This window comes from Streptomyces sp. CA-142005, assembly GCF_050942335.1.
Classification (GTDB): domain Bacteria; phylum Actinomycetota; class Actinomycetes; order Streptomycetales; family Streptomycetaceae; genus Streptomyces.
In genome coordinates this window covers 5,213,566-5,238,580 of sequence record NZ_CP192078.1, presented here as the reverse complement: position 1 = coordinate 5,238,580, position 25,015 = coordinate 5,213,566, and the positions used below count along the sequence as shown (strand labels likewise).

Annotated in this window: 24 protein-coding genes; 9 read left to right on the top strand and 15 right to left on the bottom strand. The window is 72.8% G+C overall.

The genetic code is table 11. From position 1 onward, the window contains the following. Nucleotides 1-45: 45 nt before the first annotated feature. Nucleotides 46-591, bottom strand: coding sequence for a bacterial proteasome activator family protein (locus ACQPXS_RS24605; protein WP_433451410.1), 546 nt, complete (start codon nucleotides 589-591; stop codon nucleotides 46-48). A gap of 230 nt (nucleotides 592-821) precedes the next feature. Here ACQPXS_RS24605 and ACQPXS_RS24600 point away from each other — a divergent pair, with 230 nt between their 5' ends. Continuing rightward, nucleotides 822-1,571 carry a hypothetical protein gene (locus ACQPXS_RS24600; RefSeq protein WP_433451409.1) on the top strand — a complete coding sequence of 250 codons (750 nt, stop codon included), beginning with the start codon at nucleotides 822-824 and terminating at the stop codon, nucleotides 1,569-1,571. A gap of 284 nt (nucleotides 1,572-1,855) precedes the next feature. On the opposite strand, the gene ACQPXS_RS24595 is transcribed toward ACQPXS_RS24600, so the two are convergent. The 6 genes from ACQPXS_RS24595 to pdhA all read right to left on the bottom strand — a co-directional run bounded on the left by ACQPXS_RS24595 (nucleotide 1,856) and on the right by pdhA (nucleotide 8,901). Beyond that, a complete protein-coding gene (locus tag ACQPXS_RS24595) occupies nucleotides 1,856-2,836 on the bottom strand; it encodes an NAD(P)H-quinone oxidoreductase (protein WP_433451408.1) in 981 nt (326 codons plus the stop codon). A gap of 100 nt (nucleotides 2,837-2,936) precedes the next feature. Then, nucleotides 2,937-4,286: a molybdopterin molybdotransferase MoeA gene (locus ACQPXS_RS24590; RefSeq protein ID WP_433451407.1), complete on the bottom strand. Its 1,350-nt coding sequence runs from the start codon at nucleotides 4,284-4,286 to the stop codon at nucleotides 2,937-2,939. Then, complete coding sequence (locus tag ACQPXS_RS24585) at nucleotides 4,283-5,173, bottom strand: NTP transferase domain-containing protein (protein ID WP_433451406.1); 891 nt, start codon at nucleotides 5,171-5,173, stop codon at nucleotides 4,283-4,285. The genes ACQPXS_RS24590 and ACQPXS_RS24585 overlap by 4 nt, the downstream gene beginning before the upstream one ends. A 112-nt stretch (nucleotides 5,174-5,285) precedes the next feature. Next, nucleotides 5,286-6,746 (bottom strand): dihydrolipoamide acetyltransferase family protein, encoded by a 1,461-nt coding sequence (locus ACQPXS_RS24580; RefSeq protein WP_433451405.1) that lies wholly within the window; start codon nucleotides 6,744-6,746, stop codon nucleotides 5,286-5,288. After that, nucleotides 6,746-7,750 carry an alpha-ketoacid dehydrogenase subunit beta gene (locus ACQPXS_RS24575; protein WP_356300699.1) on the bottom strand — a complete coding sequence of 335 codons (1,005 nt, stop codon included), beginning with the start codon at nucleotides 7,748-7,750 and terminating at the stop codon, nucleotides 6,746-6,748. The genes ACQPXS_RS24580 and ACQPXS_RS24575 overlap by 1 nt, the downstream gene beginning before the upstream one ends. Next, nucleotides 7,747-8,901 carry a pyruvate dehydrogenase (acetyl-transferring) E1 component subunit alpha gene (gene pdhA, locus ACQPXS_RS24570; protein WP_351802999.1) on the bottom strand — a complete coding sequence of 385 codons (1,155 nt, stop codon included), beginning with the start codon at nucleotides 8,899-8,901 and terminating at the stop codon, nucleotides 7,747-7,749. The genes ACQPXS_RS24575 and pdhA overlap by 4 nt, the downstream gene beginning before the upstream one ends. A 190-nt stretch (nucleotides 8,902-9,091) precedes the next feature. Between pdhA and ACQPXS_RS24565 the strand changes: the two genes are divergently transcribed. Further along, nucleotides 9,092-9,610 carry an Lrp/AsnC family transcriptional regulator gene (locus ACQPXS_RS24565; RefSeq protein ID WP_351803202.1) on the top strand — a complete coding sequence of 173 codons (519 nt, stop codon included), beginning with the start codon at nucleotides 9,092-9,094 and terminating at the stop codon, nucleotides 9,608-9,610. Nucleotides 9,611-9,646: 36 nt separating this feature from the next. On the opposite strand, the gene ACQPXS_RS24560 is transcribed toward ACQPXS_RS24565, so the two are convergent. Both ACQPXS_RS24560 and ACQPXS_RS24555 read right to left on the bottom strand, forming a co-directional pair. After that, entirely contained in the window at nucleotides 9,647-10,234 is a 588-nt protein-coding gene (locus ACQPXS_RS24560; RefSeq protein WP_351802997.1) for a TetR/AcrR family transcriptional regulator, read from the bottom strand. Beyond that, entirely contained in the window at nucleotides 10,231-11,748 is a 1,518-nt protein-coding gene (locus ACQPXS_RS24555) for a 3-hydroxyacyl-CoA dehydrogenase (protein ID WP_433451404.1), read from the bottom strand. Before ACQPXS_RS24555 ends, ACQPXS_RS24560 begins: the two co-directional genes overlap by 4 nt. Before the next feature lie 161 nt (nucleotides 11,749-11,909). On the opposite strand from ACQPXS_RS24555, the gene paaN reads away from it, so the two are divergent. Beyond that, nucleotides 11,910-13,601, top strand: a complete 1,692-nt coding sequence (gene paaN / locus ACQPXS_RS24550) for a phenylacetic acid degradation protein PaaN (RefSeq protein WP_433451403.1) — start codon at nucleotides 11,910-11,912, stop codon at nucleotides 13,599-13,601. Here the strand turns inward: paaN and ACQPXS_RS24545 are convergent. The 3 genes from ACQPXS_RS24545 to ACQPXS_RS24535 are packed head-to-tail and all read right to left on the bottom strand — an operon-like array spanning nucleotide 13,598 to nucleotide 16,535. Further along, a complete protein-coding gene (locus ACQPXS_RS24545) occupies nucleotides 13,598-14,353 on the bottom strand; it encodes a TrmH family RNA methyltransferase (RefSeq protein ID WP_433451402.1) in 756 nt (251 codons plus the stop codon). The genes paaN and ACQPXS_RS24545 overlap by 4 nt on opposite strands. Continuing rightward, the gene (locus ACQPXS_RS24540; protein WP_433451401.1) at nucleotides 14,350-15,573 is read right to left on the bottom strand and encodes an HTTM domain-containing protein; all 1,224 of its coding nucleotides are present in this window, start codon (nucleotides 15,571-15,573) and stop codon (nucleotides 14,350-14,352) included. The genes ACQPXS_RS24545 and ACQPXS_RS24540 overlap by 4 nt, the downstream gene beginning before the upstream one ends. Beyond that, entirely contained in the window at nucleotides 15,570-16,535 is a 966-nt protein-coding gene (locus ACQPXS_RS24535; protein ID WP_433451400.1) for a DUF5819 family protein, read from the bottom strand. The genes ACQPXS_RS24540 and ACQPXS_RS24535 overlap by 4 nt, the downstream gene beginning before the upstream one ends. A 357-nt stretch (nucleotides 16,536-16,892) precedes the next feature. Here ACQPXS_RS24535 and paaA point away from each other — a divergent pair, with 357 nt between their 5' ends. From paaA to ACQPXS_RS24505, 6 genes are all read left to right on the top strand, one after another. Next, nucleotides 16,893-17,933: a 1,2-phenylacetyl-CoA epoxidase subunit PaaA gene (gene paaA, locus ACQPXS_RS24530; RefSeq protein WP_365324163.1), complete on the top strand. Its 1,041-nt coding sequence runs from the start codon at nucleotides 16,893-16,895 to the stop codon at nucleotides 17,931-17,933. Next, nucleotides 17,930-18,217, top strand: coding sequence for a 1,2-phenylacetyl-CoA epoxidase subunit PaaB (gene paaB / locus ACQPXS_RS24525; protein WP_014673816.1), 288 nt, complete (start codon nucleotides 17,930-17,932; stop codon nucleotides 18,215-18,217). The genes paaA and paaB overlap by 4 nt, the downstream gene beginning before the upstream one ends. Then, nucleotides 18,214-18,945, top strand: a complete 732-nt coding sequence (gene paaC / locus ACQPXS_RS24520; RefSeq protein WP_433451398.1) for a 1,2-phenylacetyl-CoA epoxidase subunit PaaC — start codon at nucleotides 18,214-18,216, stop codon at nucleotides 18,943-18,945. Before paaB ends, paaC begins: the two co-directional genes overlap by 4 nt. After that, nucleotides 18,939-19,481: a 1,2-phenylacetyl-CoA epoxidase subunit PaaD gene (paaD, locus tag ACQPXS_RS24515; protein ID WP_433451397.1), complete on the top strand. Its 543-nt coding sequence runs from the start codon at nucleotides 18,939-18,941 to the stop codon at nucleotides 19,479-19,481. The genes paaC and paaD overlap by 7 nt, the downstream gene beginning before the upstream one ends. After that, the gene (locus ACQPXS_RS24510; protein WP_433451395.1) at nucleotides 19,481-20,545 is read left to right on the top strand and encodes a 2Fe-2S iron-sulfur cluster-binding protein; all 1,065 of its coding nucleotides are present in this window, start codon (nucleotides 19,481-19,483) and stop codon (nucleotides 20,543-20,545) included. Before paaD ends, ACQPXS_RS24510 begins: the two co-directional genes overlap by 1 nt. Before the next feature lie 174 nt (nucleotides 20,546-20,719). Beyond that, nucleotides 20,720-21,862 carry an acyl-CoA dehydrogenase family protein gene (locus ACQPXS_RS24505; protein WP_433451393.1) on the top strand — a complete coding sequence of 381 codons (1,143 nt, stop codon included), beginning with the start codon at nucleotides 20,720-20,722 and terminating at the stop codon, nucleotides 21,860-21,862. A 31-nt stretch (nucleotides 21,863-21,893) separates the two neighbouring features. On the opposite strand, the gene ACQPXS_RS24500 is transcribed toward ACQPXS_RS24505, so the two are convergent. From ACQPXS_RS24500 to ACQPXS_RS24490, 3 genes are all read right to left on the bottom strand, one after another. After that, nucleotides 21,894-22,223, bottom strand: coding sequence for a rhodanese-like domain-containing protein (locus ACQPXS_RS24500; protein ID WP_351803200.1), 330 nt, complete (start codon nucleotides 22,221-22,223; stop codon nucleotides 21,894-21,896). Nucleotides 22,224-22,292: 69 nt separating this feature from the next. After that, the gene (locus tag ACQPXS_RS24495) at nucleotides 22,293-23,099 is read right to left on the bottom strand and encodes a hypothetical protein (protein ID WP_365324151.1); all 807 of its coding nucleotides are present in this window, start codon (nucleotides 23,097-23,099) and stop codon (nucleotides 22,293-22,295) included. A 147-nt stretch (nucleotides 23,100-23,246) separates the two neighbouring features. Beyond that, nucleotides 23,247-24,680 (bottom strand): DUF2252 domain-containing protein, encoded by a 1,434-nt coding sequence (locus tag ACQPXS_RS24490; protein WP_433451392.1) that lies wholly within the window; start codon nucleotides 24,678-24,680, stop codon nucleotides 23,247-23,249. Nucleotides 24,681-25,015 lie beyond the last annotated feature (335 nt).

The following is a 25,015-nucleotide window of genomic DNA, read 5'->3' as shown; positions in this document are numbered from 1 at the left end:
ACTCCTCGTGCCGGGCCCCGGTTGTTTCAAGTAGGCCTGGATCGGTTACAGGTACGGCCCGCCCGAGCGGCCCGCGGTGCGGTGGTCGTCGCCGCCCTCGTGGCCGGTCACGCCCGGCGGGAGCGCGCGGCGCATCTGCTCCAGCTGGGCCCGCGCGGCCATCTGCTGGGCGAACAGCGTCGTCTGGATCCCGTGGAAGAGGCCTTCCAGCCAGCCGACCAACTGCGCCTGCGCGATGCGCAGTTCCGCGTCACTGGGGGTGACGTCGTCGGTGAACGGCAGGGAGAGCCGCTCGAGTTCCTCGACCAGCTCCGGCGCGAGGCCGTCCTCCAGCTCCTTCACCGAGCTGGCGTGGATCTCCTTCAGCCGCACCCGGCTCGCCTCGTCCAGAGGAGCCGCGCGCACCTCCTCCAGGAGCTGCTTGATCATGCTGCCGATCCGCATGACCTTGGCCGGCTGTTCCACCTGCTCCGTCACCGGGGTCTCACGGGACTCGTCCTCCCCGTTACCACCGCCGAGCGCCATCCCGTCCTGGCCCACGACGAGGATCTGGGGGTTCTCCGGCAACCGTTCGTTCCTCGGCATCTCCATGCCGCCATTCTCTCGCACCCGTACACCTCATCACCGTGGTGCCCCCTCATGGGGCTGATCCACCGTTTAGACCCGACGGCCCAATCTGAAATGCCCTTTTCGCCTACGAATGTGAGGGTTATTTCTGTTGGTCATCCGCCGATCACACATCCGGGCTCCGGGAGGTCACCGACGTGACTCCATGGCTGCGCATCACACGCCGCTGTATACCGCTGCTGCTCGTCCTCGCGGTGGCCGTGCCCGCGTACGACGCCGTCACCGACCACGCCACGACGGCGCACATCGGCGCCCCCGGCCCGAGGAGCTCCACCGACCCTGGCCCCAGCAGCACCGACCCCGGCCCCCCGGACCGGCCGACCCCCGGCGACGCGAACCACCTCGCCTCCTGGGACACGGACCGCCCGGTCCACCCCGGCCACCCGGAACACCCGGCGCACAGTGGTCGCGAACCCAGGGACAGCGCCGCTCCGGAGCCCCGGGACACCACCGGACCCGATCACGATCACCATCACGATCACGGTCAGAGTCACAGTCACGGATACAGCCGCTCCCAGGCCACCGGGCCCTCACCCAGCTCCCCCATGCCGCCCATACCCTCGGATTCCGCGTCCGCCTCGTATCACCCGACGGCCGTCGAGCCGACCCGTGCGGGCAGCCGGGCCGGCGAAGGGCGGATGCGGCCGGGCCGACCGGACGGCCCCGCGGCCGAGGTGGAGGGCGACGACGACCCCGTGCCCACCCCGGCTCCCGACACCGGCGAGGCGAAGGAACCGGAGACCGCGGACCTTCCGACCACGACGCCGACGGCCTCGACCGTCCCCGACGAGGCCGGCCTCAACCACCCCCCGCCCCAGAACGCCCCCGAGGACGGGAACGCCTCCGAGCCGGTCCTGCAGATCCTCCCCCTGGGCAGCGGTCTGGTTCTCATAGGCATAGGCCTGGCCCTGGCATTCCTGGGCCTAAGACTCCGCAGAGACTGACCGACCAGCCACAGCCGACCGCACCACCGGCCCGGCTCTCCTCTCCCCGTCGAGCTACGAACAGACGCGCCGCCGGACCCCCCATCCACTCAGCAGCGGCTCTCGTATCCCGCGTATCTGCGGGCAGTCGTGCCGCTGGGGCGGCACGGGTGGGCGCAGCGGCACCCGTGCAGCGCCGGCAAGCGACCCACCACACCCCGGACCGCACCAGCACCGGTCACTCATGTGGCACCGGCACCCGGCACCCGCACCGCTCCAGCTCGTCGGCGCTAAGACTCCCGGCGCTACGACGTGATCAGCAGCACCTTCCCCACATGTCCGCTGGCCTCCACCACGCGATGCCCCTCGGCAGCCTCCGCCATCGGCACCTCCCGATCCACCACCGGCCGCACGTGCCCCCCGGCCAGCAACGGCCACACATGCTCCCGCACGGCCGCCACGATCGCCGCCTTCTCGCTCAGCGGCCGCGCCCGCAGCGAGGTCGCACTGATCGCGGCCCGCTTGCTCAGCAGCGTGCCGATGTTCAGCTCTCCCTTCACCCCGCCCTGCATGCCGATGATCGCGAGCCGACCGCTGACGGCGAGCGCCCGGACGTTGCGGTCCAGGTACTTCGCGCCCATGTTGTCGAGGATGACGTCCGCTCCCGCACCCCCGGTGGCCTGCTCGATCTCGGCGACGAAGTCCTGCTCGCGGTAGTTGATCAGGATGTCCGCGCCCAGCTCGGCACACCGCTCCAGCTTCTCCTTCGTGCCGGCCGTCACCGCGACCTTGGCCCCGACGGCCTTGGCGAGCTGGATCGCCATGGTGCCGATGCCGCTGGACCCGCCGTGCACGAGCAGCGTCTCGCCGGGCCGCAGATGGGCGATCATGAACACGTTGGACCAGACCGTGCAGACGACCTCGGGCAGCGCGGCCGCCTGCTTGAGGTCGACCCCCTCGGGCACGGGCAGCAGCTGCCCGGCCGGTACGACGACCTTCTCGGCGTACCCGCCGCCCGAGAGCAGCGCGCACACCTCGTCGCCGACGGCCCAGCCGGACACTCCGGGACCGAGCGCGGCGATCCTGCCGGAGCACTCCAGGCCGGGGTAGGGGGAGGCACCGGGCGGCGGGTTGTAGAAGCCCTGCCGCTGCAGGACGTCGGCACGGTTGACGGCGCTGGCCACCACCTCGACCAGCACCTCGCCCTCGCCGGGCGCCGGATCGGGGACCTCCGCCCACACCAGCGCCTCGGGACCACCAGGTTCGGGAATCGTGATCGCATGCATGCCCGTGACGCTACTCCCCGCACATGGCGTCTTCGGGGCAGACCCGCTCGCTCGGGGCCGCAGGCTGGTGCCACCCGTGTTTCACGTGAAACACGCCGTTTCAGGTAAAACACACCTCGATTCCGGCGGTCGCCCACGGCAGGTCGAGGAGTTCCGTCTCCTCACCCTGCCGGGCCCCGCCAGGCGGTACGGCGGCCAGCGCATCGGCGGCGGCGATGCCGCGGAGCATGGCCGGACCGTTGTAGTGCAGCGGTACGGCGCGGTCGCCGCGGAGCACCACGGGGATCAGCCGGGTGTCGTACGGATGCCCCTGCACCGCCTCGCTGAGCGGCAGCGTGTACGGCTCGGGGGCCGGGTGGGCGGCCAGGGTGCGCAGCAGCGGCTCGGCGAGCGTGAGCAGGCCGGAGACGGCGGCGAGGGGGTTGCCGGGCAGGCCGACGAGGTGCTGGTCGTCCTTGATGCGGGCCAGCAGCATGGGGTGGCCGGGGCGCACCTTGACGCCGTCGACGAGGAGTTCGGCGCCGATGCCTTCCAGGATGGGGTGGACATGGTCGACGGGTCCGCCCGCGGTGCCGCCCGTGGTGACGACGAGGTCCGCCGTGGAGCCGGTGACGCCCCGGCGCAGGGCCTTGGCGTCGTCGCCGATCCGGTGCACCGCGACGACCTCGGCGCCGAGCGCGCGCAGCCAGGGCGGCAGCATGGGGCCGAGCGCGTCCCGGATCAGCCCGTCGCGCGGCCGCCCCTCGGTCAGCAGCTCGTCGCCGAGCACGAGGACTTCGACACGGGGCCTCGGTACGGCGGTGACGGTGTCGTATCCGGCCGCCGCGGCGAGCCCCAGGACGGCGGGGGTCACCCGGGTGCCGACGGGCAGCAGCTGATCGCCGCTGCGGCACTCCTGGCCGCGCGGGCGGATGTCCTGGCCGTGCACGATCTCCCGCGTGGCGTGGAGCCGCCCCTGCGCGTCGGTACGGCCGTGCTCGCTGCGCAGGACGGCGGTGGTGTCGGCGGGGATGCGGGCGCCGGTGGCGATACGGATCGCTTCGCCGTCGGTGAGCGGCTCGGGCTGCGCGTGCCCGGCGAGCACGCCCTCGTCCCGGACGTCCCAGGGTCCGGGCCCGGCGACCGCCCAGCCGTCCATCGCGGAGGTGTCGAAGGAGGGCAGGTCGGTGAGCGCGTCGAGCGGGGCTGCCAGGGCCAGGCCGAGGGCGTCGCCGAGCGGCACGGAGACAGGGGTGCGGCGGAGCCGGGCGCGTGCGGCGCGGGCGGCGGTCTCGCGGGCCTGGGCCCACGGAGTGGCCCGGTGCCGCTCGCCGTGCGCTTGACCTGCCGGGGCGGGGACCTGGCCCGCGCGGTCGTCCTTGGCTTCCCTCACGAGGGCCAGGGCCTCCTCGACGTCGAGGTCGTCGCTGTCCTCGGCGGGCGCTCCGGCCCGGGTTCCGGGGGCGGTCATCCGGCGTCCGGGGCGCTCGGGCCCCCGCTGTTCTCTTCCTCCCAGCGCAGCGCGAGTGCGGCTGCCTTGCGGGCGGCTTCGGCGACCGCGTCGGGGCCGCCCTTGCCCTGGGCTGCGGCGTAGCCGACGAGGAAGGTGGTCAGCGGGGCGGCGGGCCGGGCCACGCCGTGCGCGGCGTCACGGGCGAGATCGAGCAGGACGCCGGTGTCGACGTCCAGGTCGATGCCCAGCTCGTCCTTGACTGCGGAGATCCATTCATCCAACACGTGACCATGCTCCCTGATGCGTGCCCTGGCGTTGACGAGGTCGTCCCAGGTGTCGCAGTCGAAGGACGCGAGCGGGTCCGGGACGCGGGTGAGGCTGAGGGCGCCGGTCAGCCGGCGCAGGGGCAGTCCGGTCAGGCCGTCGGGTCCGGCCGCGAGGGCGGTCAGCTCGCGGCGGAGCACGGCGGTGCGGTAGGCAGCCACGAGCGGCTGGTCTCGGCCGTCGGCGTCGGTGAGCAGCGCGCCGTCGGCGCCGGTGTCGCCGAGGGCGGTCAGCAGGCGCTGCAGCGTGTCCGGCCGCAGGAAGGGCAGGTCGGCGGAGAGGACGACCGCGTGCTCGGCGGTGGTGTGCCGCAGGCCGGCTTCCAGCGCGGCGACCGGTCCACCGCCGGGCGGTGCCTCGCGCGCCCAGCGCACCGGCCGCGCGGTGGGCCGCCGGTCGGCCACCACGACGGTGGTCCCGGCGCCCGCGCAGGCCGTGAGCACCCGGTCGAGCAGGGCCCGGCCCCCGACCCGCAGACCGGGCTTGTCGGCCCCGCCGAGCCGCCGGGCGGCACCACCGGCCAGCACGACGGCGTCGTACGGCACGGGCGTCGCGGGAGCGGCGGGGGCGTTGTCGGTCACCCCCCGAGTATGTCCCGAGGGGCTTCGCTCATGTCTTCCGCGAGGTCCTTCTTCGGGCCCCAGGTGCCCTTCCTCAAGGCCCCGGGGGCCCTTCCTTCAGGCCCCGCGTGTGTCACAGCGTGCGCAGGAGCACCGCCGGCTGTTCCACGCAGTCCGCCACGTACCGCAGGAAGCCGCCCGCCGTGCCGCCGTCGCACACCCGGTGGTCGAAGGTGAGCGAGAGCTGCACGACCTGACGCACAGCCAGCTCCCCTTCGTGCACCCAGGGTTTGGGGACGATCCGGCCGACGCCGAGCATGGCCGCCTCGGGGTGGTTGATGATCGGCGTGGAGCCGTCGACGCCGAAGACGCCGTAGTTGTTCAGCGTGAAGGTCCCGCCGGTGAGTTCCCCGGGGGTGAGCGTCCCGGTGCGGGCGGCCTCGGTGAGCCGGGCGAACTCGGCGGTCAGCGCTTCGGCGTCGCGCGCGTGGGCGTCGCGGACGACCGGCACGACGAGCCCGCGTTCGGTCTGCGCGGCGAACCCGAGGTGGACGTGGTCGAGCTGGACGACCTCGCGGGCCTCGGTGTCGACGTACGAGTTCAGCTCGGGGAACCGGGCGAGCGCCGCCGTGCAGATGCGGGCGAGCAGCGCGAGCAGGGAGATCTTCGGTGCGCCGGCCGCGTTCATCGCCGCACGCGCGCGCATGAGTTCGGTCGCGTCGGCGTCGACCCAGCAGGTGGCGTCCGGGATCTCCCGGCGGCTGCGGGAGAGCTTGTCGGCCACGGCACCGCGCACGCCCCTGAGCGGGATGCGGGTGCCCCCGGCGCGCGTGCCCGAGGCGGCGGAGGCCGACGGGGTCGCGACGGGTGCCGACGGGACGGTGGCGTGTGCCGCCGTGGCGGGGGCGGCAGCCGCCTTGGCCCGCAGGGCGCCCTCGACGTCCGCGCGCAGGATCAGCCCGTCCGGGCCCGAGCCCGCCAGCTGCCGCAGGTCCACACCGCCCTCGCGGGCCAGCCGGCGGACCAGCGGGGAGATCACGGGCACCGGCCCCTCGGCGTGGAGGGCGGCCACGCGCGCGTGGGCCGTCCCGGTGGTCGCCGTACCGTTGACGGCGGCCGGTCCGTCCGGGCGCGCCGGCCCGGAGGCCGCGGCCGGGCTGCGCCGCCCGTCCGGGCTCGTGCCGGAGGACGCGCTTGTGGTCCGTGTGCTGTCCGCGCCGGTGCCGCCGTGCGCGGCACCCCCCGCCGGCGTCGTCGGCCGCACCCTCCGGCGCCGGGCCGGGGCCTGCGAGGTGCCGTATCCGACCAGGACGTTTCCCGACCCCTCGCCGTCCCCCGCCGGGGCCTGCGGTCCCACCGCCACCGTCAGCAGGGGCGCGCCGACCGGCAGTTCGGTGCCCTCCTCGCCGAAGCGGGCGGTGACCACGCCGCCGTACGGGCAGGGCACCTCGACCATCGCCTTGGCCGTCTCGACCTCGACGACCGGCTGGTCGACGGCGACGACGTCACCGACCTGGACCAGCCAGCGGACGATCTCCGCCTCGGTGAGTCCCTCGCCGAGGTCGGGGAGCTTGAACTCCAGCACCTGTGCCATCAGCCCTCGGCCTCCCACTGCAGCCGGGCCACGGCGTCCAGGATGCGGTCGACGCCGGGCAGGTGGTGCCGCTCCAGCATGGGCGGCGGGTAGGGGAGGTCGAAGCCTGCCACGCGCAGCACCGGCGCCTCCAGGTGGTGGAAGCAGCGCTCGGTGATCCGGGCCGCGATCTCGCCGCCCGGCCCGCCGAACCCGGTGGACTCGTGGACGACGACCGCGCGTCCGGTGCGCCGCACGGCCGCGCAGACCGTCTCGTCGTCGAACGGCACCAGCGAGCGCAGGTCGATCACTTCCAGGTCCCAGCCCTCGGCCTGCGCGGCCTCGGCGGCCTCCAGGCAGACCGGCAGGGAGGGGCCGTAGGTGATCAGCGTGGCGCTGCGGCCCGGCCGGCGCACCACCGCGCGGCCGATGGGCTCCACGTCCGTGGGCTGCTCGGGGTTCCAGGAGTCCTTCGACCAGTACAGCCGCTTGGGCTCCAGGAAGACGACCGGGTCGTCGGAGGCGATGGCCTGGCGCAGCAGGCCGTAGGCGTCGGCGACGGTCGCGGGTGTGACCACGTGCAGTCCCGGCGTGGCCATGTAGTAGGCCTCGGAGGAGTCGCTGTGGTGCTCGACGCCGCCGATGCCGCCGCCGTAGGGGACGCGGACGGTGATGGGCAGGGGCATCCGGCCGCGCGTGCGGTTGCGCATCCGGGAGACATGGCTGATCAGCTGCTCGAACGCCGGATAGGCGAACGCGTCGAACTGCATCTCCACCACCGGGCGCAGGCCGTACATGGCCATGCCGACGGCGGTGCCGAGGATGCCGGCCTCGGCGAGCGGGGTGTCGGTGCAGCGGTCCTCGCCGAACTCCTTGGCGAGTCCGTCGGTGACCCGGAAGACACCGCCGAGGGTGCCGACGTCCTCGCCCATGACGTGGACGGCCGGGTCGGCGGCCATCGCGTCGCGCATCGCGCGCGTGAGGGCCTGCGCCATGGTGGCGGGCTTGACGGCGACGGTGGTCATCGGGCGCCGCCTTCCTGCTCGCCGTGGCGCTCCTGCTCGGCTTCCAGCTCAGCCCTGAGCAGGGCGCGCTGTTCGCGCAGCTGGGCGGTGGTCTCGGCGTAGACGTGGTCGAAGAGGGCCATGGGGTCCAGTTCGGGGTCGCGGTTCATGCGTTCGCGCAAGGAGGCGGCCATCGTCTCGGCGTCCTTCCGGGCGGCCTCGATTCCGGTCTCGTCGAGCAGCCCGCGCTCGGTCAGCTCGTGCTCCAGCAGCTCGATCGGGTCGTGGGCGCGCCAGGCCTCGACCTCGGCGTCACCGCGGTAGCGGGTGGCGTCGTCGGCGTTGGTGTGGGCGTCGATCCGGTAGGTCACCGCCTCCACGAGGGTCGGTCCGCCGCCCGCCCGCGCGTGCCGTACCGCGTCGCTGAGGACCTCGTACACCGCGGCCGCGTCGTTGCCGTCGACCAGCCGGCCCGGCATGCCGTAGCCGACGGCCTTGTGGGCCAGGGACGGCGCTGCGGTCTGCTTGGCGAGCGGGACGGAGATGGCGAAGCCGTTGTTCTGCACGAGGAAGACGACCGGCGCCTGCCAGACGGCGGCGAAGTTCAGCGCCTCGTGGAAGTCGCCCTCGCTGGTGCCGCCGTCGCCGACCATGGCGAGCGCGACGACGTCGTCGCCCTTGAGGCGGGCGGCGTGGGCGAGGCCGACGGCGTGCGGCAGCTGGGTGGCCAGCGGGGTGCTGAGAGGGGCGACCCGGTGGGCGTAGGGGTCGTAGCCGCTGTGCCAGTCGCCGCGCAGCAGGGTGAGGGCCTCGACGGGGTCCACGCCCCGGGCGACGACGGCGAGGGTGTCGCGGTAACTGGGAAAGAGCCAGTCCCGCTCTTCCAGGGCCAGGGCGGCGGCGACCTCGCAGGCCTCCTGGCCGGTGCTGGAGGGGTAGACGGCGAGGCGGCCCTGCTTGGTGAGCGCGGTGGCCTGCGTGTTGTAGCGGCGGCCGCGCACCAGCTGGGCGTAGAGCCGGCGCAGCAGGTCCGGGTCGGCCTTCGTGGCCGCCTCGGTGCCGAGGACGCGGTAGGGCTCGGCATCGGGCAGCAGCGGCGCGGGGTCCATGCGGGGCTGCCAGGCGGGCGGCGGCGATGGCCGGTACGCGCCCCGCTGCTCCATGACCGTCATGACGGCACCTCCTCGTGGGAGCGGCTACGGGAGGCGCGTCGGCTGTGAGGCGCCTCACCAACCGATTGTTCGGTCGTTGGCACATTTTGGCTACAGCCGCCTCCAGGCTGTGGACAAACGGTTCTCCACAACCTGGAATGAACGCAGGACGTCCACAGCGAGGGAGCGGGGGGCAATGCCAGCTGAACAAATGGCCGACGGGCCGCAGGATGGCACCGCGCTTTCGTCACCGCGCCCGCCGGACGGAGCAGCACTGCCGCCGCCGCGCCCGCTGGACGCCATCGACCAGGACATCCTGAAAATCCTCCAGGCGGACGGCCGTGCCTCGATACGGTCCGTCGCCGAACGCGTCCACGTCTCGCGCGCCAACGCCTACGCCCGCATCAACCGGCTCGTCGAGGACGGGGTGATCCGGGGTTTCAGCGCGCGCGTGGACCACGAGCGCGCGGGGCACGGCACCTCGGCGTACATCACGCTGAAGATCGTCCAGAACACCTGGCGCACGGTCCGCGAGCAGCTCAGGCTGCTGCCCGGCGCCTCCCACATCGCGCTCGTGGGCGGCGACTTCGATGTGCTGCTGCTGGTGCACACGCCCGACAACCGGGCGCTGCGCGAGCTGGTGCTCACCCGGATCCAGGCGATCCCCGAGGTGCTCAGCACTCGCACGCTGCTGGTGTTCGAGGAGGAGGACCTGGAGCCGGAGGCGTGACGAAAGGTGCGCCGCAGGCGTGCCGGAGGCCTGGCCTCAGCTCTGCTTGAGGCCCGAGAAGACCAGCTGGACCACGGCGTCGGCCACCTCGCGTTCGCCGACGCCCCGCGGGTCCGGCCGGTACCACTCCACGATCGAGTTGATCATTCCGAAGACCAGCCGGGTGGCCAGCCGGACCTCGACGTCGCCGCGCACGTCCCCGTCGGCCGCCGCGGCCTTCAGCAGTTCCGCGACCCGGTGGTCGAAGTCGCGCCGCCGCTCCAGCGCCCACCGCTCGGTGGCGGTGTTGCCGCGCACCCGGAGCAGCAGCGTCACGTACGGCAGCTCGCCTATGAGCACCTCGACCATGCGCCGTACGACGTGCTCCAGCTGGTCGACGGCCCGCCCCACGCGCGCGTGCTCCTCGTCCAGGATGGCGAACAGGCCGTCCAGGGCGCGGCTGACGGCCCGGCGCAGCAGCTCCTCCTTGCCGCTGACGTGGTGGTAGATCGACGACTTGGAGATGCCGGCCGCCTTGGACAGGTGCTCCATGGAGGTGCCGTCGTATCCGCGCTCGTTGAACACCTGGACGGCCACGGAGAGCAGCGTCTCCGGCGTGTACGTGTCGCGCTTGGCCGTGGTCATGAGGTGCCCTCCCGCTTGTCGTCGATGGCGTACGCGTGGCGGTAGAGCGCGAGGGAGGGCGCGTAGCGTCCGGAGGGGTCGCGCTCATGCATCTCGTCCAGGACGTCGAAGGCGAACTCGCGGCCGAGCCTGCGGTCCCACTCGAACGGGCCGAGCGGGTAGTTCACCCCGAGGCGCATGGCGGTGTCGATGTCCTCCTGGGTGGCGACGCCCTTGGCGACGGCGTCGTGCGCGAGGTCGATGATCCGGGCGACCGTGCGCGCAACGATCATGCCGGGGACGTCGCCGATGACGCTGACGTCCTTGCCGAGCGCCTGGAAGAGGCCGGTGGCCTCGGCGAGGGTGCGCGTCGAGGTGTCCTGTGAGGCGGACAGCGCGATCCGGGTGGCCGCGCGGTAGTCGAGGGCGAGGTCGAAGTAGACGACGTCGCGGAACTCCACGGAGGTCTGGCCGTCGGCGAGCACCAGCTGGCCGCCGCCGGGCAGCACCAGGCGGGTGCCGTTGTCCTCGTCGTCCTCGCGGACCTGGATGCCCGCCTCGCGGATCAGCGTGAGCAGCTCGGCCGCCGGGCCGAGGCCGCCCTCGGCGACGACGTAGGCGGGCGGCTGCTCCTTGTCGGCGGTGTGCGGTTCGGGCCGCTCGGCGCCCTCGGCGTGGTCGTACCAGCCGTGTCCGGTCTTGCGGCCGAGACGGCCGGACTCCACCAGCCGGCGCTGGGCGAGGGACGGGGTGAAGCGCACGTCCTGGAAGAAGGACTGCCACACCGAGTGGGTGACGGACTCGTTGACATCCTGCCCGATCAGGTCGGTCAGCTCGAAGGCGCCCATCCTGAACCCGCCGGACCCGCGCAGGACGGCGTCGATGGTGGCCGGGTCGGCGGCCTGGGCCTCGTAGACGGCGAAGGCCTCTGCGTAGAACGGCCGGGCGATCCGGTTGACGATGAAACCCGGGGTGTCGGCGCAGGCCACCGGGGTCTTGCCCCAGGCTCGGGCGGTCTCGTACGCGCGCGTGGCCGACGTGACGTCGGTGGCGAACCCGGAGACGACCTCGACCAGGGGCATGAGCGGTGCCGGGTTGAAGAAGTGCAGGCCCACGAAGCGGCCGGGCTGGCGCAGGGCACCGCCGATGGCCGTCACCGACAGAGAGGACGTGTTGGTGGCGAGCAGGCAGTCCTCGGCGACGATGTCCTCCAGCTCGCCGAAGAGCTGCTGCTTGACGTCCAGCCGCTCGAGGACCGCCTCGACGACCAGGGCACAGTCCGCGAGCTCCGTGAGGCTCTCCGCGGGCCGGAGGCGGGCGCGGGCGGCGTCCCGGTCGGCGGCGCCGAGCCGGCCCTTGTCCACGAGCCGGTCGAGGCGGGCACCGATCGCCGCCGCCGCGTCCCGGGCACGCCCCGCGACGGCGTCGTAGAGCCGCACCGGGTGGCCGGCGACCAGAGCGACCTGGGCAATGCCCTGGCCCATGGTGCCGGTGCCGACGACGGCCACAGGGCTGCTGAGGTCGAGTGCTGTCATGTGCGCGATCCTCCCGCACGGCGTTTTCCACAGATGCGGCAGGCCCCCTTGTCCCGACCGATCGTTCGGTTACTCTAGCTCTGACCGGCCGTCCCTGCCCATGTTTCTGCCCAGGTCAATGAACTCGACGAAGAGTTCTCACGACGAGGAGTTGGTCCCGTATGGCCGCCGAACTGACCGCCGACGAGCTGATCGCCAAGCACCGGCCCACGCTCGACCAGGCGCTGGAAGCGATCCGCACGCGTGCATACTGGTCCCCGCACCCCGAGCACCCCAAGGCCTACGGCGAGAACGGCAGCCTGGACGCGGCGGCGGGCAAGGCCGCCTTCGACGCCCTGCTGAACACCCGCCTCGACCTCGGCCAGCCCGGCACCGACGACTGGGTGGGCGACGAGGTCTCGCCGTACGGCATCGAGCTGGGCGTCGGCTACCCGCACGCGGACGTGGACGTGCTGATCCCCGCGATGAAGGCGGGGCAGCGGGCCTGGCGGGACGCGGGTGCGGAGATCCGGGCGCTGGTGTGCCTGGAGATCCTCAAGCGGATCAGCGACCGGACGCACGAGTTCGCGCACGCCGTCATGCACACCAGCGGCCAGGCCTTCATGATGGCGTTCCAGGCCGGCGGCCCGCACGCCCAGGACCGCGGCCTGGAAGCGGTGGCGTACGCGTACGCGGAGCAGGTCCGCACGCCCGACACGGCCGAGTGGACCAAGCCCCAGGGCAAGCGCGACCCGCTGGCCCTCACCAAGCAGTTCACGCCGGTCCCGCGCGGCCTCGCCCTGCTGATCGGCTGCAACACCTTCCCGACGTGGAACGGCTACCCGGGCCTGTTCGCCTCCCTCGCCACCGGCAACGCGGTCCTGGTCAAACCCCACCCGCGCGCAGTACTCCCGCTCGCGCTCACCGTCCAGATCGCACGCCAGGTGCTCGCCGATACGGGCTTCGACCCGAACCTGGTCGCGCTGGCCGCCGAGCGCCCCGGGGAGGGCATCGCCAAGACCCTCGCCACTCGCCCGGAGGTTCGGATCATCGACTACACCGGGTCGACGTCTTTCGGCGACTGGCTGGAGGCCAACGCCCGCCAGGCGCAGGTCTACACGGAGAAGGCCGGCGTCAACACGGTGATCGTGCACTCCACCGGCGACTACAAGGGCATGCTGTCCAACCTGGCGTTCTCGCTGTCCCTGTACAGCGGCCAGATGTGCACCACCCCGCAGAACCTGCTCATCCCCCGGGACGGCATCCGCACCGACGAGGGCCCCAAGACCTTCGACGAGGTCACCGCCGACCTCGCCCGCGCGGTCGACGGCCTCCTCGGTGACGACGCGCGCGCGAACGCCCTGCTGGGCGCGATCGTCAACCCCGACGTCAAGGCCCGTCTGGAAGCCGCCGCCGGCCTCGGCGAAGTGGCCCTCGCCTCGCGGGAGATCAGCAACCCGGACTTCCCGGGCGCGGTCGTGCGCACCCCGGTCATCGTCAAGCTGGACGGCGCCAAGCCGGACGACGAGGCCGCCTACATGAGCGAGTGCTTCGGCCCCGTCTCCTTCGCCGTCGCGGTCGACTCGGCGGACGACGCGGTCGGGCTGCTGCGCCGCACGGTCCGTGAGAAGGGCGCGATGACGGTCGGCGCCTACACCACCGACAGCGAGGTGGAGCGGGCCGTCGAGGAGGTGTGCCTGGAGGAGGCGGCCCAGCTGTCGCTCAACCTGACCGGCGGGGTGTACGTGAACCAGACGGCCGCGTTCTCCGACTTCCACGGCTCGGGCGGCAACCCGGCGGCGAACGCCGCGCTGTGCGACGGGGCGTTCGTGGCCAACCGGTTCCGGGTCGTCGAGGTCCGCCGCGAGGCCTAGGAAGCCGCAGGCGCGCCCCCGGTCGCGCTCCAGTGGTACAGCGTCATCGCCACGCTCGTGGCGAGGTTGTAGCTGGAGACCTGGGGGCGCATCGGCAGGGCCAGCAATTGGTCGGCACGCGCGCGCAGGCCGGCCGAAAGACCGCTGCGCTCGGAGCCGAAGGCGAGGACGGCGTCGTCCGGGAGCTTCACGCCCCGGATGTCGTCGCCCTCGGGGTCCAGCGCGAACACCGGCCCCGGCGGCAGCTCGGCGGCGCCCAGCCGCTCCACGGCGGTCGCGAAGTGCAGGCCGGCGCCGCCGCGCACCACGGTGGGATGCCAGGGGTCGAGGGTGCCCGTGGTGACCACGCCGGTCGCCCCGAAACCGGCGGCCAGCCGGATCACGGCACCGGCGTTGCCCAGGTTGCGGGGGTTGTCCAGGACCACGACGGGTGCGGTGCGGGGCGTGTGGGCGAGCCTGCGCAGGTTGGCCTCGCGAGAGGGCCGTACGGCGAGGGCGGCCACCCCGGTCGGGTGGGGCCGCGCGACGAGCGAGGCGTACGTCTCCGCCGGCACCTGGGTGAGCAGCGCGTCCAGCGCGTCCCGTACGTCCCCGGCCAGTTCCTCGGCGAGGACGAGCGCGGCAGGCCGGTCGGTGGTGACCGCCACCGGGACCTCGGCGCCGAAGCGCAGCGCGTGCTTGAGGGCGTGGAAGCCGTCGAGCAGCACACCGTCGTCGGCGTGCTCGCGCCAGCGGGTCAGCGGGTCGGTCATGCCCTGAACCCTACGCGGCCCTGCGCGTTCTCCTCGGAGTCGGCTTCGGGGGATCGCGGTGCGGGCACCGTACGGTCCTCATGCCGCACGAACCGCCCACGCGCGCGTACGACCAGCGCACCGAGCCGGCGCAGGAACGACGTCGGCAGGAAGACCGCGTCCGCGGTGATCATCGCCAGCGAGAAGAACGGCAGGCCGAGCACCACCGCGATCACCGCGTGCTCGAGCATCATGAACACCAGCAGGACGTTCTTGACCCGCCGGTTGAACAGGGTGAACGGGAAGGCGACCTGCACCATGACCGTGCCGTAGGCGGCGGCCATCATGATCGTGCCGCTGGAGGACATCAGGTCGGCGAGTTGGGGCCAGGGCGAGAAGTAGTCCAGGTGGAGCGGGTAGTAGACGGCGGTGCCGTCCTGCCAGCGCGAGCCCTGGATCTTGTACCAGCCGGCCGTCGCGTAGATCAGGCAGGCCTCCGCCATGATCACGAACAGGCCGCCGTTGTGCAGGACGTTGGCGACGACGTCCAGCAGGATCCGCGGCTGCTGCGACTTCGCCGAGCGGCCGACGGCCCACCACAGGCCGAGCACCACCCAGGCCGTCCACAGCAGCGCGGGGATCAGCCAGCCGTTGTCGAACCGGCCGGTGAACGTCGCCATGAACAGCGCCAGTCCGGACACCGCCCACAGGGCCGGGCCCGTCCGGTCGGCGGGGACCCGCGCCCCACGCGCGCGTGCCGCCTCGGCGCGCGCCGCCCGCCGCGCGTCCAGGGACCACACCTGTCCGCAGCGCGTGAACACGAGGTAGAAGGACATCAGGTGCAGGACGTTGTCGCCGCCGTCGCCCATGAAGACGCTGCGGTTCTGCAGCGACAGCACACCGACCATGAACAGCACGGACGCCGTCCGGGTGCGCCAGCCGAGCAGCAAGGCGGCACTGGCGAGGATCGCCAGCGCGTAGAAGCACTCGAACCACAGCTGTCCGTCGGACCACAGCAGGGCCGTGAAGGCGTGGTTGTCGTCGGTCAGGTCCTTGGCGAGGTTCCAGCCCCAGGGCCCGGCCGGGCCGTACAGCTCCTGGCGGTGCGGGAACTCGCGCAGCAGGAACAGCAGCCAGGTCCCGGCGAACCCGATGCGGATCACGGCGCTCTGGTACGGCCCGAGAGCGGACTCGGTGACCTTGGCGATACCCCGCGAGAGGGTCAGGGAGAGCGTGTTCACCGCACACCTCCCGCTGTCTCGTCGGCCGTCACGGTCCACCAGGGCAGCACGCGGTAGATCGGCTTGTCGGACACGCGCTCACGGCTCCACTCGGGCGGCTGCACATTGGTGGTGCTGGACCGGATCTGCACGCGCTGTATGACGCCGTCGCGGTCGGCCGGATAGGTCCGGTACAGGCGCATCACCACGATCCGGCGCAGGTACTGCTCGGAGAGGGAGCCGCGCATGCCCACCGGGCGGTTGTCGGTGCTGTGCGTGGCGGTGAAGAAGTCCCAGGCGCGGCGCAGCTCGTTCTGCTGGGTATGGCTCGGCACCAGGTTGCCGTCGATGGCGGCGCCGTCCTGGGCGGAGAGGTCGGTCCAGCCGGTGGTGTGCAGTCCGCCGTCCTTCGCCCGCACCACGGCACGCACCTGGACGGCGATGTTCTGCTGCAGCGGGTTGGGCGCGAACAGCTTCCAGTTCTGCTCGAACTCCGGGAACACCCACTCCTCGACGGCCTTGCCGTGCTGCTTGGTCACCGTGTTCGCGGGGGCGAGGCTGAGGAACACCATCAGCAGATGCACACAGGCGGCGACACCGACCACCGCGAGCGCCAGCGCCGCGGCGACCTGGTAGCGGGGGGAGAGAGCGGCCACACCGGTACGGGGCGCGGTGGGCGGCACGGGGGCGTCGGCCCGGGGGGCCGCGGAACCCGCACCTCGGACGGCAGCCGCGCCCGCCTGGGGATGCGCGCCGGCCGGGGACTGTATACCGGCCCGGGAATCCGCGCCGGCCGGGGACTGTATGCCGGCCCGGGAGTCCACATCGGCCGGAGACCGCCCCTGGGCCGAGGCGTCCACGTCGGCCCGGGAATCCGCATCCGCTGAGGAGTCCGCATCGGTCGGGGAGGCCTCCGGGAGACGCGCCCGGGCCGACCCGCCGGGGTCGGGTCGGGCCCCCGGGTCCTCGTCGTACGCGTCCATTCCGCCCCGTCCCCCGTTTCACTCAGTCGTTCGGTCAGTGGTCCGGCTCAGCGATGCGACGCCCGCCACGGGCACCTCACCGTTCACGCACGCCACTCTCGGCGATACGCACGGAACGGTACTCAGCCCCGCCCCCCGGGCGCAGCCCCGGGTACGGGCCAGGGCCGTGGTGCTCGCCACGCGGTACGGCCCGGCACCCCGCCCTACCGGCTCTTCCGCGCGTTGTCCACAGGCTGCCCGCCGGAGTTTTCCACAGCGGTTGACACCCTGCGGCGCCCCAGCACACCATTGATGCGCACGGACCGAACGATCGGTCGGGACAGTCCCAATCGCAGAGCCCGAGGTCAGGGGGACCGCATGGCCACAGCAGCCGCGCAGCGCACGGCCCGCACAGAGACGGACGGCGCACCGGACACCGCCGACACGGCCGCCTTCCAGCACGCCTTCGACGCGGCCGTGGCCGCCGACGAGCGCATCGAACCGCGCGACTGGATGCCCGACGCCTACCGCGCCACCCTGGTCCGGCAGATCGCCCAGCACGCGCACTCCGAGATCATCGGCATGCAGCCGGAGGCCAACTGGATCACCCGAGCGCCCTCCCTGCGCCGCAAGGCGATCCTCATGGCCAAGGTCCAGGACGAGGCCGGCCACGGCCTGTACCTGTACAGCGCGGCCGAGACCCTCGGCACCAGCCGGGACGAGCTCCTCGACAAGCTGCACAGCGGCCGCCAGAAGTACTCCTCGATCTTCAACTACCCGACGCTGACCTGGGCCGACGTCGGCGCGATCGGCTGGCTCGTGGACGGCGCCGCGATCACCAACCAGGTCCCGCTGTGCCGCTGCTCCTACGGCCCGTACGCCCGCGCGATGGTGCGGATCTGCAAGGAGGAGTCCTTCCACCAGCGCCAGGGATACGAACTGCTGCTGGCCCTCAGCAAAGGCACACCCGAACAGCACGCGATGGCGCAGGACGCGGTCGACCGCTGGTGGTGGCCCTCGCTGATGATGTTCGGCCCGCCCGACGACGAGTCCCAGCACTCCGCGCAGTCGATGGAGTGGAAGATCAAGCGCCACTCCAACGACGAGCTGCGCCAGCGCTTCGTCGACATCTGCGTCCCCCAGGCCGAGTCCCTGGGCCTCACCCTCCCCGACCCGGACCTGCGGTGGAACGAGGAACGCGGGCACTACGACTTCGGCCCGATCGACTGGACGGAGTTCTGGGAGGTCCTCAAGGGCAACGGCCCGTGCAACGAACAGCGGATCACCCAGCGCAGGCGCGCCCACGACGAAGGCGCGTGGGTGCGCGAAGCAGCCGCCGCCTACGCGGCCAAGCACACCGGCGGCACCGGTGAGACAGGCAACGAGACAGCACACGCGACAGGAGCGGACCGAGCATGAGCACCACCGACTGGCCCCTGTGGGAGGTCTTCGTGCGCTCCCGGCGCGGCCTCTCCCACACCCACGCCGGCAGCCTGCACGCCCCCGACGCGGAGCTGGCCCTGCGCAACGCCCGCGACCTTTACACCCGCCGCGGCGAGGGCGTCTCCATCTGGGTCGTCCCGGCCGCCGCGATCACCGCGTCCTCACCGGACGAGAAGGACCCCTTCTTCGAGCCGGCCGCCGACAAGCCCTACCGGCACCCGACCTTCTACGAGATCCCGGAAGGGGTGAAGCACCTGTGACCACCACCGGCCCCGCCACCGTCCCGGTGACCGCCGCCCTCGCCCTCGGCGACGACGCCCTGGTGCTCTCCCACCGGCTGGGGGAGTGGGCCGGGCACGCCCCCGTCCTGGAGGAGGAGGTCGCCCTCGCCAACATCGCCCTCGACCTGCTCGGCCAGGCCCGGGTGCTGCTGTCCATGGCCGGCGACGAGGACGAACTGGCCTACCTGCGCGAGGAGCGGGCCTTCCGCAACCTCCAGCTGGTCGAGCAGCCCAACGGCGACTTCGCCCACACCATCGCCCGCCAGCTGTACTTCTCCACCTACCAGCACCTGCTCTACGCCGAACTCGCGTCGACGGACGGCCCGTTCGCACCCCTGGCCGCGAAGGCGGTCAAGGAGGTCGCCTACCACCGCGACCACGCCGAACAGTGGACGCTCCGCCTCGGCGACGGCACCAAGACCAGCCACGAGCGGATGCGCAGCGCCTGTGAGGCCCTGTGGAAGTTCACCGGTGAGATGTTCCAGCCGGTGGAGGGCCTCGAGGCCGACTGGACCCGCCTGGACAAGCACTGGCAGGAGTCCGTCCAGGACGTCCTCGGCCGTGCCACGCTCCCCCTCCCCGAAGGACCGCGCACCGGCGCCTGGTCGGCCGGCGCCGGCCGGCAGGGCCTGCACACCGAACCGTTCGGGCGGATGCTCGCCGAGATGCAGCATCTGCACCGCAGCCACCCGGGGGCGACATGGTGACCGCCACCGCCCTGGAGACGGAGCTGCTGGAGCTGGCCGGCTCGGTACCCGACCCCGAACTGCCGGTACTCACGCTCCAGGAGCTGGGCGTGGTGCGCGCGGTGCATATGCACGACGACGACACCGTCGAGGTCGACCTGACCCCCACCTACACCGGCTGCCCCGCCATCGAGGCGATGAGCGTGGACATCGAACGGGTACTGCGCGCCCACGGCATGCGCGAGGTCACGGTCCGCACGGTGCTCAGCCCCGCCTGGACGACCGACGACATCAGCGCCGAAGGGCGGCGCAAACTCCGGGAGTTCGGCATCGCTCCCCCGCGCGTGCGCGCCACTTCCACCCCGGTCCCGCTGACCCTCGGCCCGACCCGGACCGCGGACACGCCCACCGCGGACGCGCCCACCGAGCCCGTCCACTGCCCGCACTGCGGCTCCGCCGACACCGAGCTGCTCAGCAGGTTCTCCTCCACCGCGTGCAAAGCACTGCGCCGCTGCCTCGCCTGCCGTGAACCGTTCGACCACTTCAAGGAGTTGTGATGGCGCGCTTCCACCCGCTCCCGGTGGCCGAGGTCGAGCGCATCACCGACGACTCCGTCGCCCTGACCTTCACCGTCCCGCCCGAGCTGCGCGAGGAGTACCGGCACGCACCCGGCCAGCACCTGGCGCTGCGCCGGCAGGTCGACGGCACCGAGATACGGCGCACCTACTCGATCTGCTCCCCCGCGCCCGACCCGTCCGGCGCCGGTCCCGACACCCTGCGGGTGGGCGTGCGGCTGGTGGAGGGAGGAGCCTTCTCCGCCTACGCGCTGAAGGAGATCAATGCCGGCGACGTGCTGGAGGTGATGACCCCGGCCGGCCGCTTCACCCTGGAACCGGCGCCGGGGCTGTACGCGGCGATCGTCGGCGGCAGCGGCATCACCCCGGTGCTGTCCATCGTCTCCACACTGCTGGCCCGCGAGCCGGAGGCCCGGTTCTGCCTGATACGCAGCGACCGCACGGCCGCCTCGACGATGTTCCTGGAGGAGGTCGCCGACCTGAAGGACCGCTATCCGGAGCGGCTCCAGCTGGTGACCGTGCTCTCCCGCGAGGAACAGCAGGCGGGTCTGCCGTCCGGCCGGCTCGACCGCGAGCGGCTCACCGGGCTGCTGCCCGCGCTGCTGCCGGTCGGCGAGGTCTCGGGATGGTTCCTGTGCGGGCCGTACGGGCTGGTGCTGGGCGCGGAGCAGGCGCTGCGCGAGCTGGGCGTGGACCGGTCCCGGATCCACCAGGAGATCTTCCACGTGGACGCGGGCTCGCCCCCGGCCGCCGCCGCCCAGGCTCTCGCACACAGCACGGTCACCGCCCGGCTCGACGGACGCAGCGGCACCTGGCCGGTGCGCGACGGCGAGACGCTGCTGGAGACGGTCCTGCGCAACCGCCCCGACGCGCCTTACGCCTGCAAGGGCGGCGTGTGCGGGACGTGCCGTGCCTTCCTGGTCTCCGGCGAGGTCCGCATGGACCGCAACTTCGCCCTGGAGACGGAGGAGACGGAAGCCGGCTATGTACTGGCCTGCCAGTCGCACCCGCTGACGGAGCAGGTGGAGCTGGACTTCGACCGCTGAGGGGTGCACGGGGCCGACTCGGGGGGGGCCAATTCAGCCGGGGGTGGGGGAGGGAGGGGGAGGGAGGGGGAGAGACCCCCGGAACACCGAAGACTCCGGCGCCATTCCCTTCTCCTAGAACCTGTTCTATCTTGACGCCCCGTCAGATCACCGACCCAGTCGGAGGGACAGGCCGTGGACTTCACCTTCAGCGAGGAGCAGCGGGCGGCGGCCGAGGCGGCGCGCGGGGTGTTCGCCGGCGTGACACCGGACGCGGTGCCCAGCCCGGCGCTCACCACGGGTGCCGTGGCCGAGGGCTTCGACCGGGAGCTGTGGTCCCGGCTGGCCGAGGCGGATCTGCTGAGTCTGCTGCTCGGCGAGGCGCACGGCGGTTCCGGGCTGGACGCGATCGCGCTGTGCCTGGTGCTGCGGGAGTCCGCCAAGGTGCTCGCCCGGGTGCCGCTGCTGGAGCACAGCGCGGCGGCAGCGACCGTGCAGGCCTATGGCGGCGCGCGGCTCGCGGACCGCGTGCTCGCGCGGGCCGGGCGGGGTGAGCTGGTGCTGACCGTCGCGGCGAACGGCCGCAGTGGCCATGACGCGGCCGAACTGGCCGTCGGAGCACGGCGGGACGGCCCGGTGTGGATGCTGGACGGGGTGCAGACGGCGGTGCCGTGGGCGTACGACGCGGACTTCGTCGTCGTACCGGCGCACCTCGAGGGCACGGGCGCCGAGCGGACCGTGCTCGCGCTGGTACCGCGTGAGCAGGACGGGGTGGTGCTCGCCGAGCAGGTGTCCACCAGCGGGGAGCGGCTGGCCGAGCTGCGGCTCGCGTCCGCGCGGATCGACGCGGACGACGTCATCGAGGCCGACGGCGCCTGGGAGTGGCTGCACGCCCTGCTCGTCACCGGCAGCTGCGCGCTGGCGCTCGGACTGGGCGAACGGGTGCTGCGGATGACCGCCGAGTACACCGGAAAGCGCGAGCAGTTCGGGCATCCGATCGCGACATTCCAGGCGGTGGCCGTGCAGGCCGCGGACCGGTACATCGATCTGCGCGCCATGGAGGCCACCCTCTGGCAGGCCGCCTGGCGGATCGCTTCGGGAGCACCGGGGGCGCTGCCCGCCGCCGGCGATGTCGCGGTGGCGAAGATCTGGGCGGCGGAGGGGGTGCGCCGGGTGGTGCAGACGGCACAGCATCTGCACGGCGGGTTCGGCGCCGACACCGACTACCCGCTGCACCGCTATCACGCCTGGGCCAAGCACCTGGAGCTGGCGCTCGGCCCGGCGGCGGCGTACGAGGAGAGGCTCGGGGACCTGCTGGCCGCCCATCCGCTGGGCTGACCGCGCTGCCCCGGGGCTGCGGGAAGTCGGGCTACAGGACGAAGCCGGGCCGACCGTCGTCGGCGACCACGGGGCGGCCCGCGGCCTGCCAGACCTGCATGCCGCCGTCGACGTTCACCGCGTCGATGCCCTGCTGGACCAGGTACATGGTGACCTGCGCCGAGCGGCCACCGGAGCGGCAGATGACGTGAACGCGGCCGTCCTGCGGGGCGGCCTCGGTCAGCTCGCCGTAGCGGGCCACGAACTCGCTGATGGGGATGTGCAGCGCTCCCTCGGCGTGGCCCGCCTGCCACTCGTCGTCCTCGCGGACGTCCAGCAGGAAGTCGCCGTCCTTGAGGTCCGTGACCTCGACCGTGGGCACACCAGCTCCGAAACTCATGTCTCCGACGCTACCCGAAGGCCCCCGAAGTCTGCCGAAGCGAGCCTCGGCTCAGCCCTGCTCCTGCAGGGCCGCCAGCTCCGCCTCCCGCTGGGCGATGTCGGAGCGCAGCTGGGCGGCGATCTCCTCGAGCAGCCCGTCGGGGTCGTCCGGGGCGAGCCGGAGCATGCCGGCGATCGCGCCCTCCTCCAGTTCACGGGCGACGAGGGTGAGCAGTTCCTTGCGCTCGGCGAGCCATTCGAGGCGGGCGTACAGCTCCTCGGCCGGGCTCGGGCGCCGCTCGGGCGGCACCGGGCCGGCCGCCCACTCCTCGGCCAGCTCCTTCAGCAGCGTCTCGTCGCCACGGGCGTAGGCGGCGTTGAGGCGGGTGAGGAACTCCTCACGCCGTTGCCGCTCCTCTTCCTCCTGGACGAGGTCGGGGTGCGCCTTGCGGGCCAGCTCCCGGTAGAGCTTGCGGGCCTCCTCGCTGGGCCGCACCCGCTCCGGGGGCCGTACGGCCTGGTCGGTGAGCATGGCGGCGGCTTCGGGGAACAGGCCGTGGCCGTCCATCCAGCCGTGCAGCAGCTCTTCCACCCCTGGGATCGGCAGGATCCGTGCGCGGGCCTCCTCGGCACGGCGGAGGTCCTCCGGGTCCCCGGTGCGGGCGGCCCTGGCCTCGGCGATCTCGGCGTCCAGCACCTCGATGCGGGCGTAGAGCGGGCCGAGCCGCTGTTCGTGCAGCCGGGAGAAGTTCTCGACCTCGACGCGGAACGTCTCCACGGCGATCTCGTACTCGATCAACGCCTGCTCGGCGGCCCGTACGGCCTGTTCGAGCCGCTCCTCGGGGCGCGGGGACTGTTCGGCATCCGGGGTCGTCACGCGAACAGGGTAGGCGGTACGGACGCGGCAGGGCGCCGGAGGGCTACCGGTCGTCCGCCGGGCGCGAGCCGTCGTGGCTTCCCGGGCAGCTCCCCGCGCCCACGACGGGGCCCTGTGGTTCCGCCTTGGAAGGGCCCCGCCCCTGTCTCACACGCCCAGCTCCGCCGCGATCCGTCCCGCCCGTATCCCCGTGACCAGGTCGGCGTGGTCGGCCTCGGTGCGGTCGGCGTAGGTGACGGCGAAGGCGGCTATCGCCTCGTCCAGCTCCTCGTTCTTGCCGCAGTAGCCGGCGATCAGACGGGGGTCGGCGCTGTGGGAGTGGGCGCGGGCGAGCAGCGCGCCGGTCATGCGGGCGTAGTCGTCGATCTGGTCGGCGGCGAGGGCGGCGGGGTCGACGCTGCCCTTGCGGTTGCGGAACTGGCGGACCTGGAAGGGACGGCCACAGACCGTGGTCCAGCCGAGGAGGATGTCGCTGACCACCTGCATCCGCTTCTGGCCGAGGACGACCCGGCGGCCCTCGTGTTCCACCGGCGGCGCCTCGAAGCCGGCCGTGGCCAGATGCGGGACGAGCGCCGAGGGGCGGGCCTCCTTCACCTGGAGGACCAGCGGCTGCTCACGGTGGTCGAGGAGCAGGACGACGTAGGACCGGGTGCCGACGCTGCCGGTGCCGACCACCCGGAAGGCCACGTCGTGCACGGCGTGCCGGGCGAGCAGAGGGTGCCGGTCCTCGGACAGCGTCGTCAGGTACTCCTCCAGGGACGCCGCGACCGCCGCCGCCTCGGCGTCCGGGATGCGGCGCAGGACCGGTGAGGCGTCCACGAAGCGGCGTCCGCCGTCCGCCGCCGCCTCGGTCGACTTCGCCGCGAACCGGCCGCTGGTGTTGGCGCGGGCCTTCTCCGAGACCCGCTGCAGGGTGCCGAGCAGATCGTGGGCGTCGGTGTGGGAGACCAGTTCCTCGTCCGCGATGGCGTTCCACGCGTCCAGCACCGGCAGCTTGGCGAGCAGGCGCATGGTGCGGCGGTAGGCGCCGGCCGCGTCCCGTGCGGCCGCGCGGCAGGTGTCCTCGTCGGCGCCGGCTTCGCGCCCGGCGAGCACCAGCGACGCGGCGAGCCGCTTCAGGTCCCACTCCCAGGGGCCGTGCACGGTCTCGTCGAAGTCGTTGAGGTCGATGACGAGGTCGCCGCGGTGGTCGCCGTACAGGCCGAAGTTGGCCGCGTGCGCGTCTCCGCATATCTGGGTGCCGATCCTGGTCATGGGGGTGCGGGCCAGGTCGTACGCCATGAGTCCGGCCGAACCGCGCAGGAAGGCGAAGGGGCTCGCGGCCATCCGTCCGACGCGGATGGGGGTCAGCTCCTCTATACGGCCGGCGTTGGACTCGATGACCGCGCTCACCGCGTCGGGGCGGGAGCCGTCCAGGTCGAGCGTGCGGTGCGCGCCGCGCGGCACGCTCGTCCGCAGCGCCTTGCCCTCGTCCTTGGGCGAGCCCTGCTGCGGCCACTGGGCGAACCCGCGCACCCACGGCAGCCGCCGTGTCTCCCGGTCCACCGCGTCCGCCAGCACTTCCCCACCGGTTCCGGTCACCGCGACCGCCTCCCCCGAACGCCCTTCGGCGCGAACATCGGCACGAACATCAACTCGTGCAGACCGTACAACCGGCGCCCGTGACGCGTCAGACCCTGTGGATGACGGTCTGTGGACAACGGTCTGTGGATGGCGGCCTGTGGATGGTCCTCGTGGGCAGCCCGCGCCGCGCAGCGAGGCTCCCACCGGCATGTGAGGAAGCTCTCGCCCCATCAGTGCGCGTGCGGCAGGTGCCCGGCTCTGTCGCACGAGGCGGGTGGGGCAGGGAAAGCGAACGGTACGAACGGCGACGCGCCGGGCACTCGGAAGCACGTGCCGCGCCGCACATCCACACC

Bases quoted from the DNA above. Each gene is read 5' to 3' on its own strand.
- ACQPXS_RS24605 (WP_433451410.1), bottom strand. From the start codon at position 591: ATGGAGATGCCGAGGAACGAACGGTTGCCGGAGAACCCCCAGATCCTC.
- ACQPXS_RS24595 (WP_433451408.1), bottom strand. From the start codon at position 2,836: ATGCATGCGATCACGATTCCCGAACCTGGTGGTCCCGAGGCGCTGGTG.
- ACQPXS_RS24590 (WP_433451407.1), bottom strand. From the start codon at position 4,286: ATGACCGCCCCCGGAACCCGGGCCGGAGCGCCCGCCGAGGACAGCGAC.
- ACQPXS_RS24580 (WP_433451405.1), bottom strand. From the start codon at position 6,746: ATGGCACAGGTGCTGGAGTTCAAGCTCCCCGACCTCGGCGAGGGACTC.
- ACQPXS_RS24575 (WP_356300699.1), bottom strand. From the start codon at position 7,750: ATGACCACCGTCGCCGTCAAGCCCGCCACCATGGCGCAGGCCCTCACG.
- pdhA (WP_351802999.1), bottom strand. From the start codon at position 8,901: ATGACGGTCATGGAGCAGCGGGGCGCGTACCGGCCATCGCCGCCGCCC.
- ACQPXS_RS24565 (WP_351803202.1), top strand. From the start codon at position 9,092: ATGGCCGACGGGCCGCAGGATGGCACCGCGCTTTCGTCACCGCGCCCG.
- ACQPXS_RS24560 (WP_351802997.1), bottom strand. From the start codon at position 10,234: ATGACCACGGCCAAGCGCGACACGTACACGCCGGAGACGCTGCTCTCC.
- ACQPXS_RS24555 (WP_433451404.1), bottom strand. From the start codon at position 11,748: ATGACAGCACTCGACCTCAGCAGCCCTGTGGCCGTCGTCGGCACCGGC.
- paaN (WP_433451403.1), top strand. From the start codon at position 11,910: ATGGCCGCCGAACTGACCGCCGACGAGCTGATCGCCAAGCACCGGCCC.
- ACQPXS_RS24545 (WP_433451402.1), bottom strand. From the start codon at position 14,353: ATGACCGACCCGCTGACCCGCTGGCGCGAGCACGCCGACGACGGTGTG.
- ACQPXS_RS24535 (WP_433451400.1), bottom strand. From the start codon at position 16,535: ATGGACGCGTACGACGAGGACCCGGGGGCCCGACCCGACCCCGGCGGG.
- paaA (WP_365324163.1), top strand. From the start codon at position 16,893: ATGGCCACAGCAGCCGCGCAGCGCACGGCCCGCACAGAGACGGACGGC.
- paaB (WP_014673816.1), top strand. From the start codon at position 17,930: ATGAGCACCACCGACTGGCCCCTGTGGGAGGTCTTCGTGCGCTCCCGG.
- paaD (WP_433451397.1), top strand. From the start codon at position 18,939: ATGGTGACCGCCACCGCCCTGGAGACGGAGCTGCTGGAGCTGGCCGGC.
- ACQPXS_RS24510 (WP_433451395.1), top strand. From the start codon at position 19,481: ATGGCGCGCTTCCACCCGCTCCCGGTGGCCGAGGTCGAGCGCATCACC.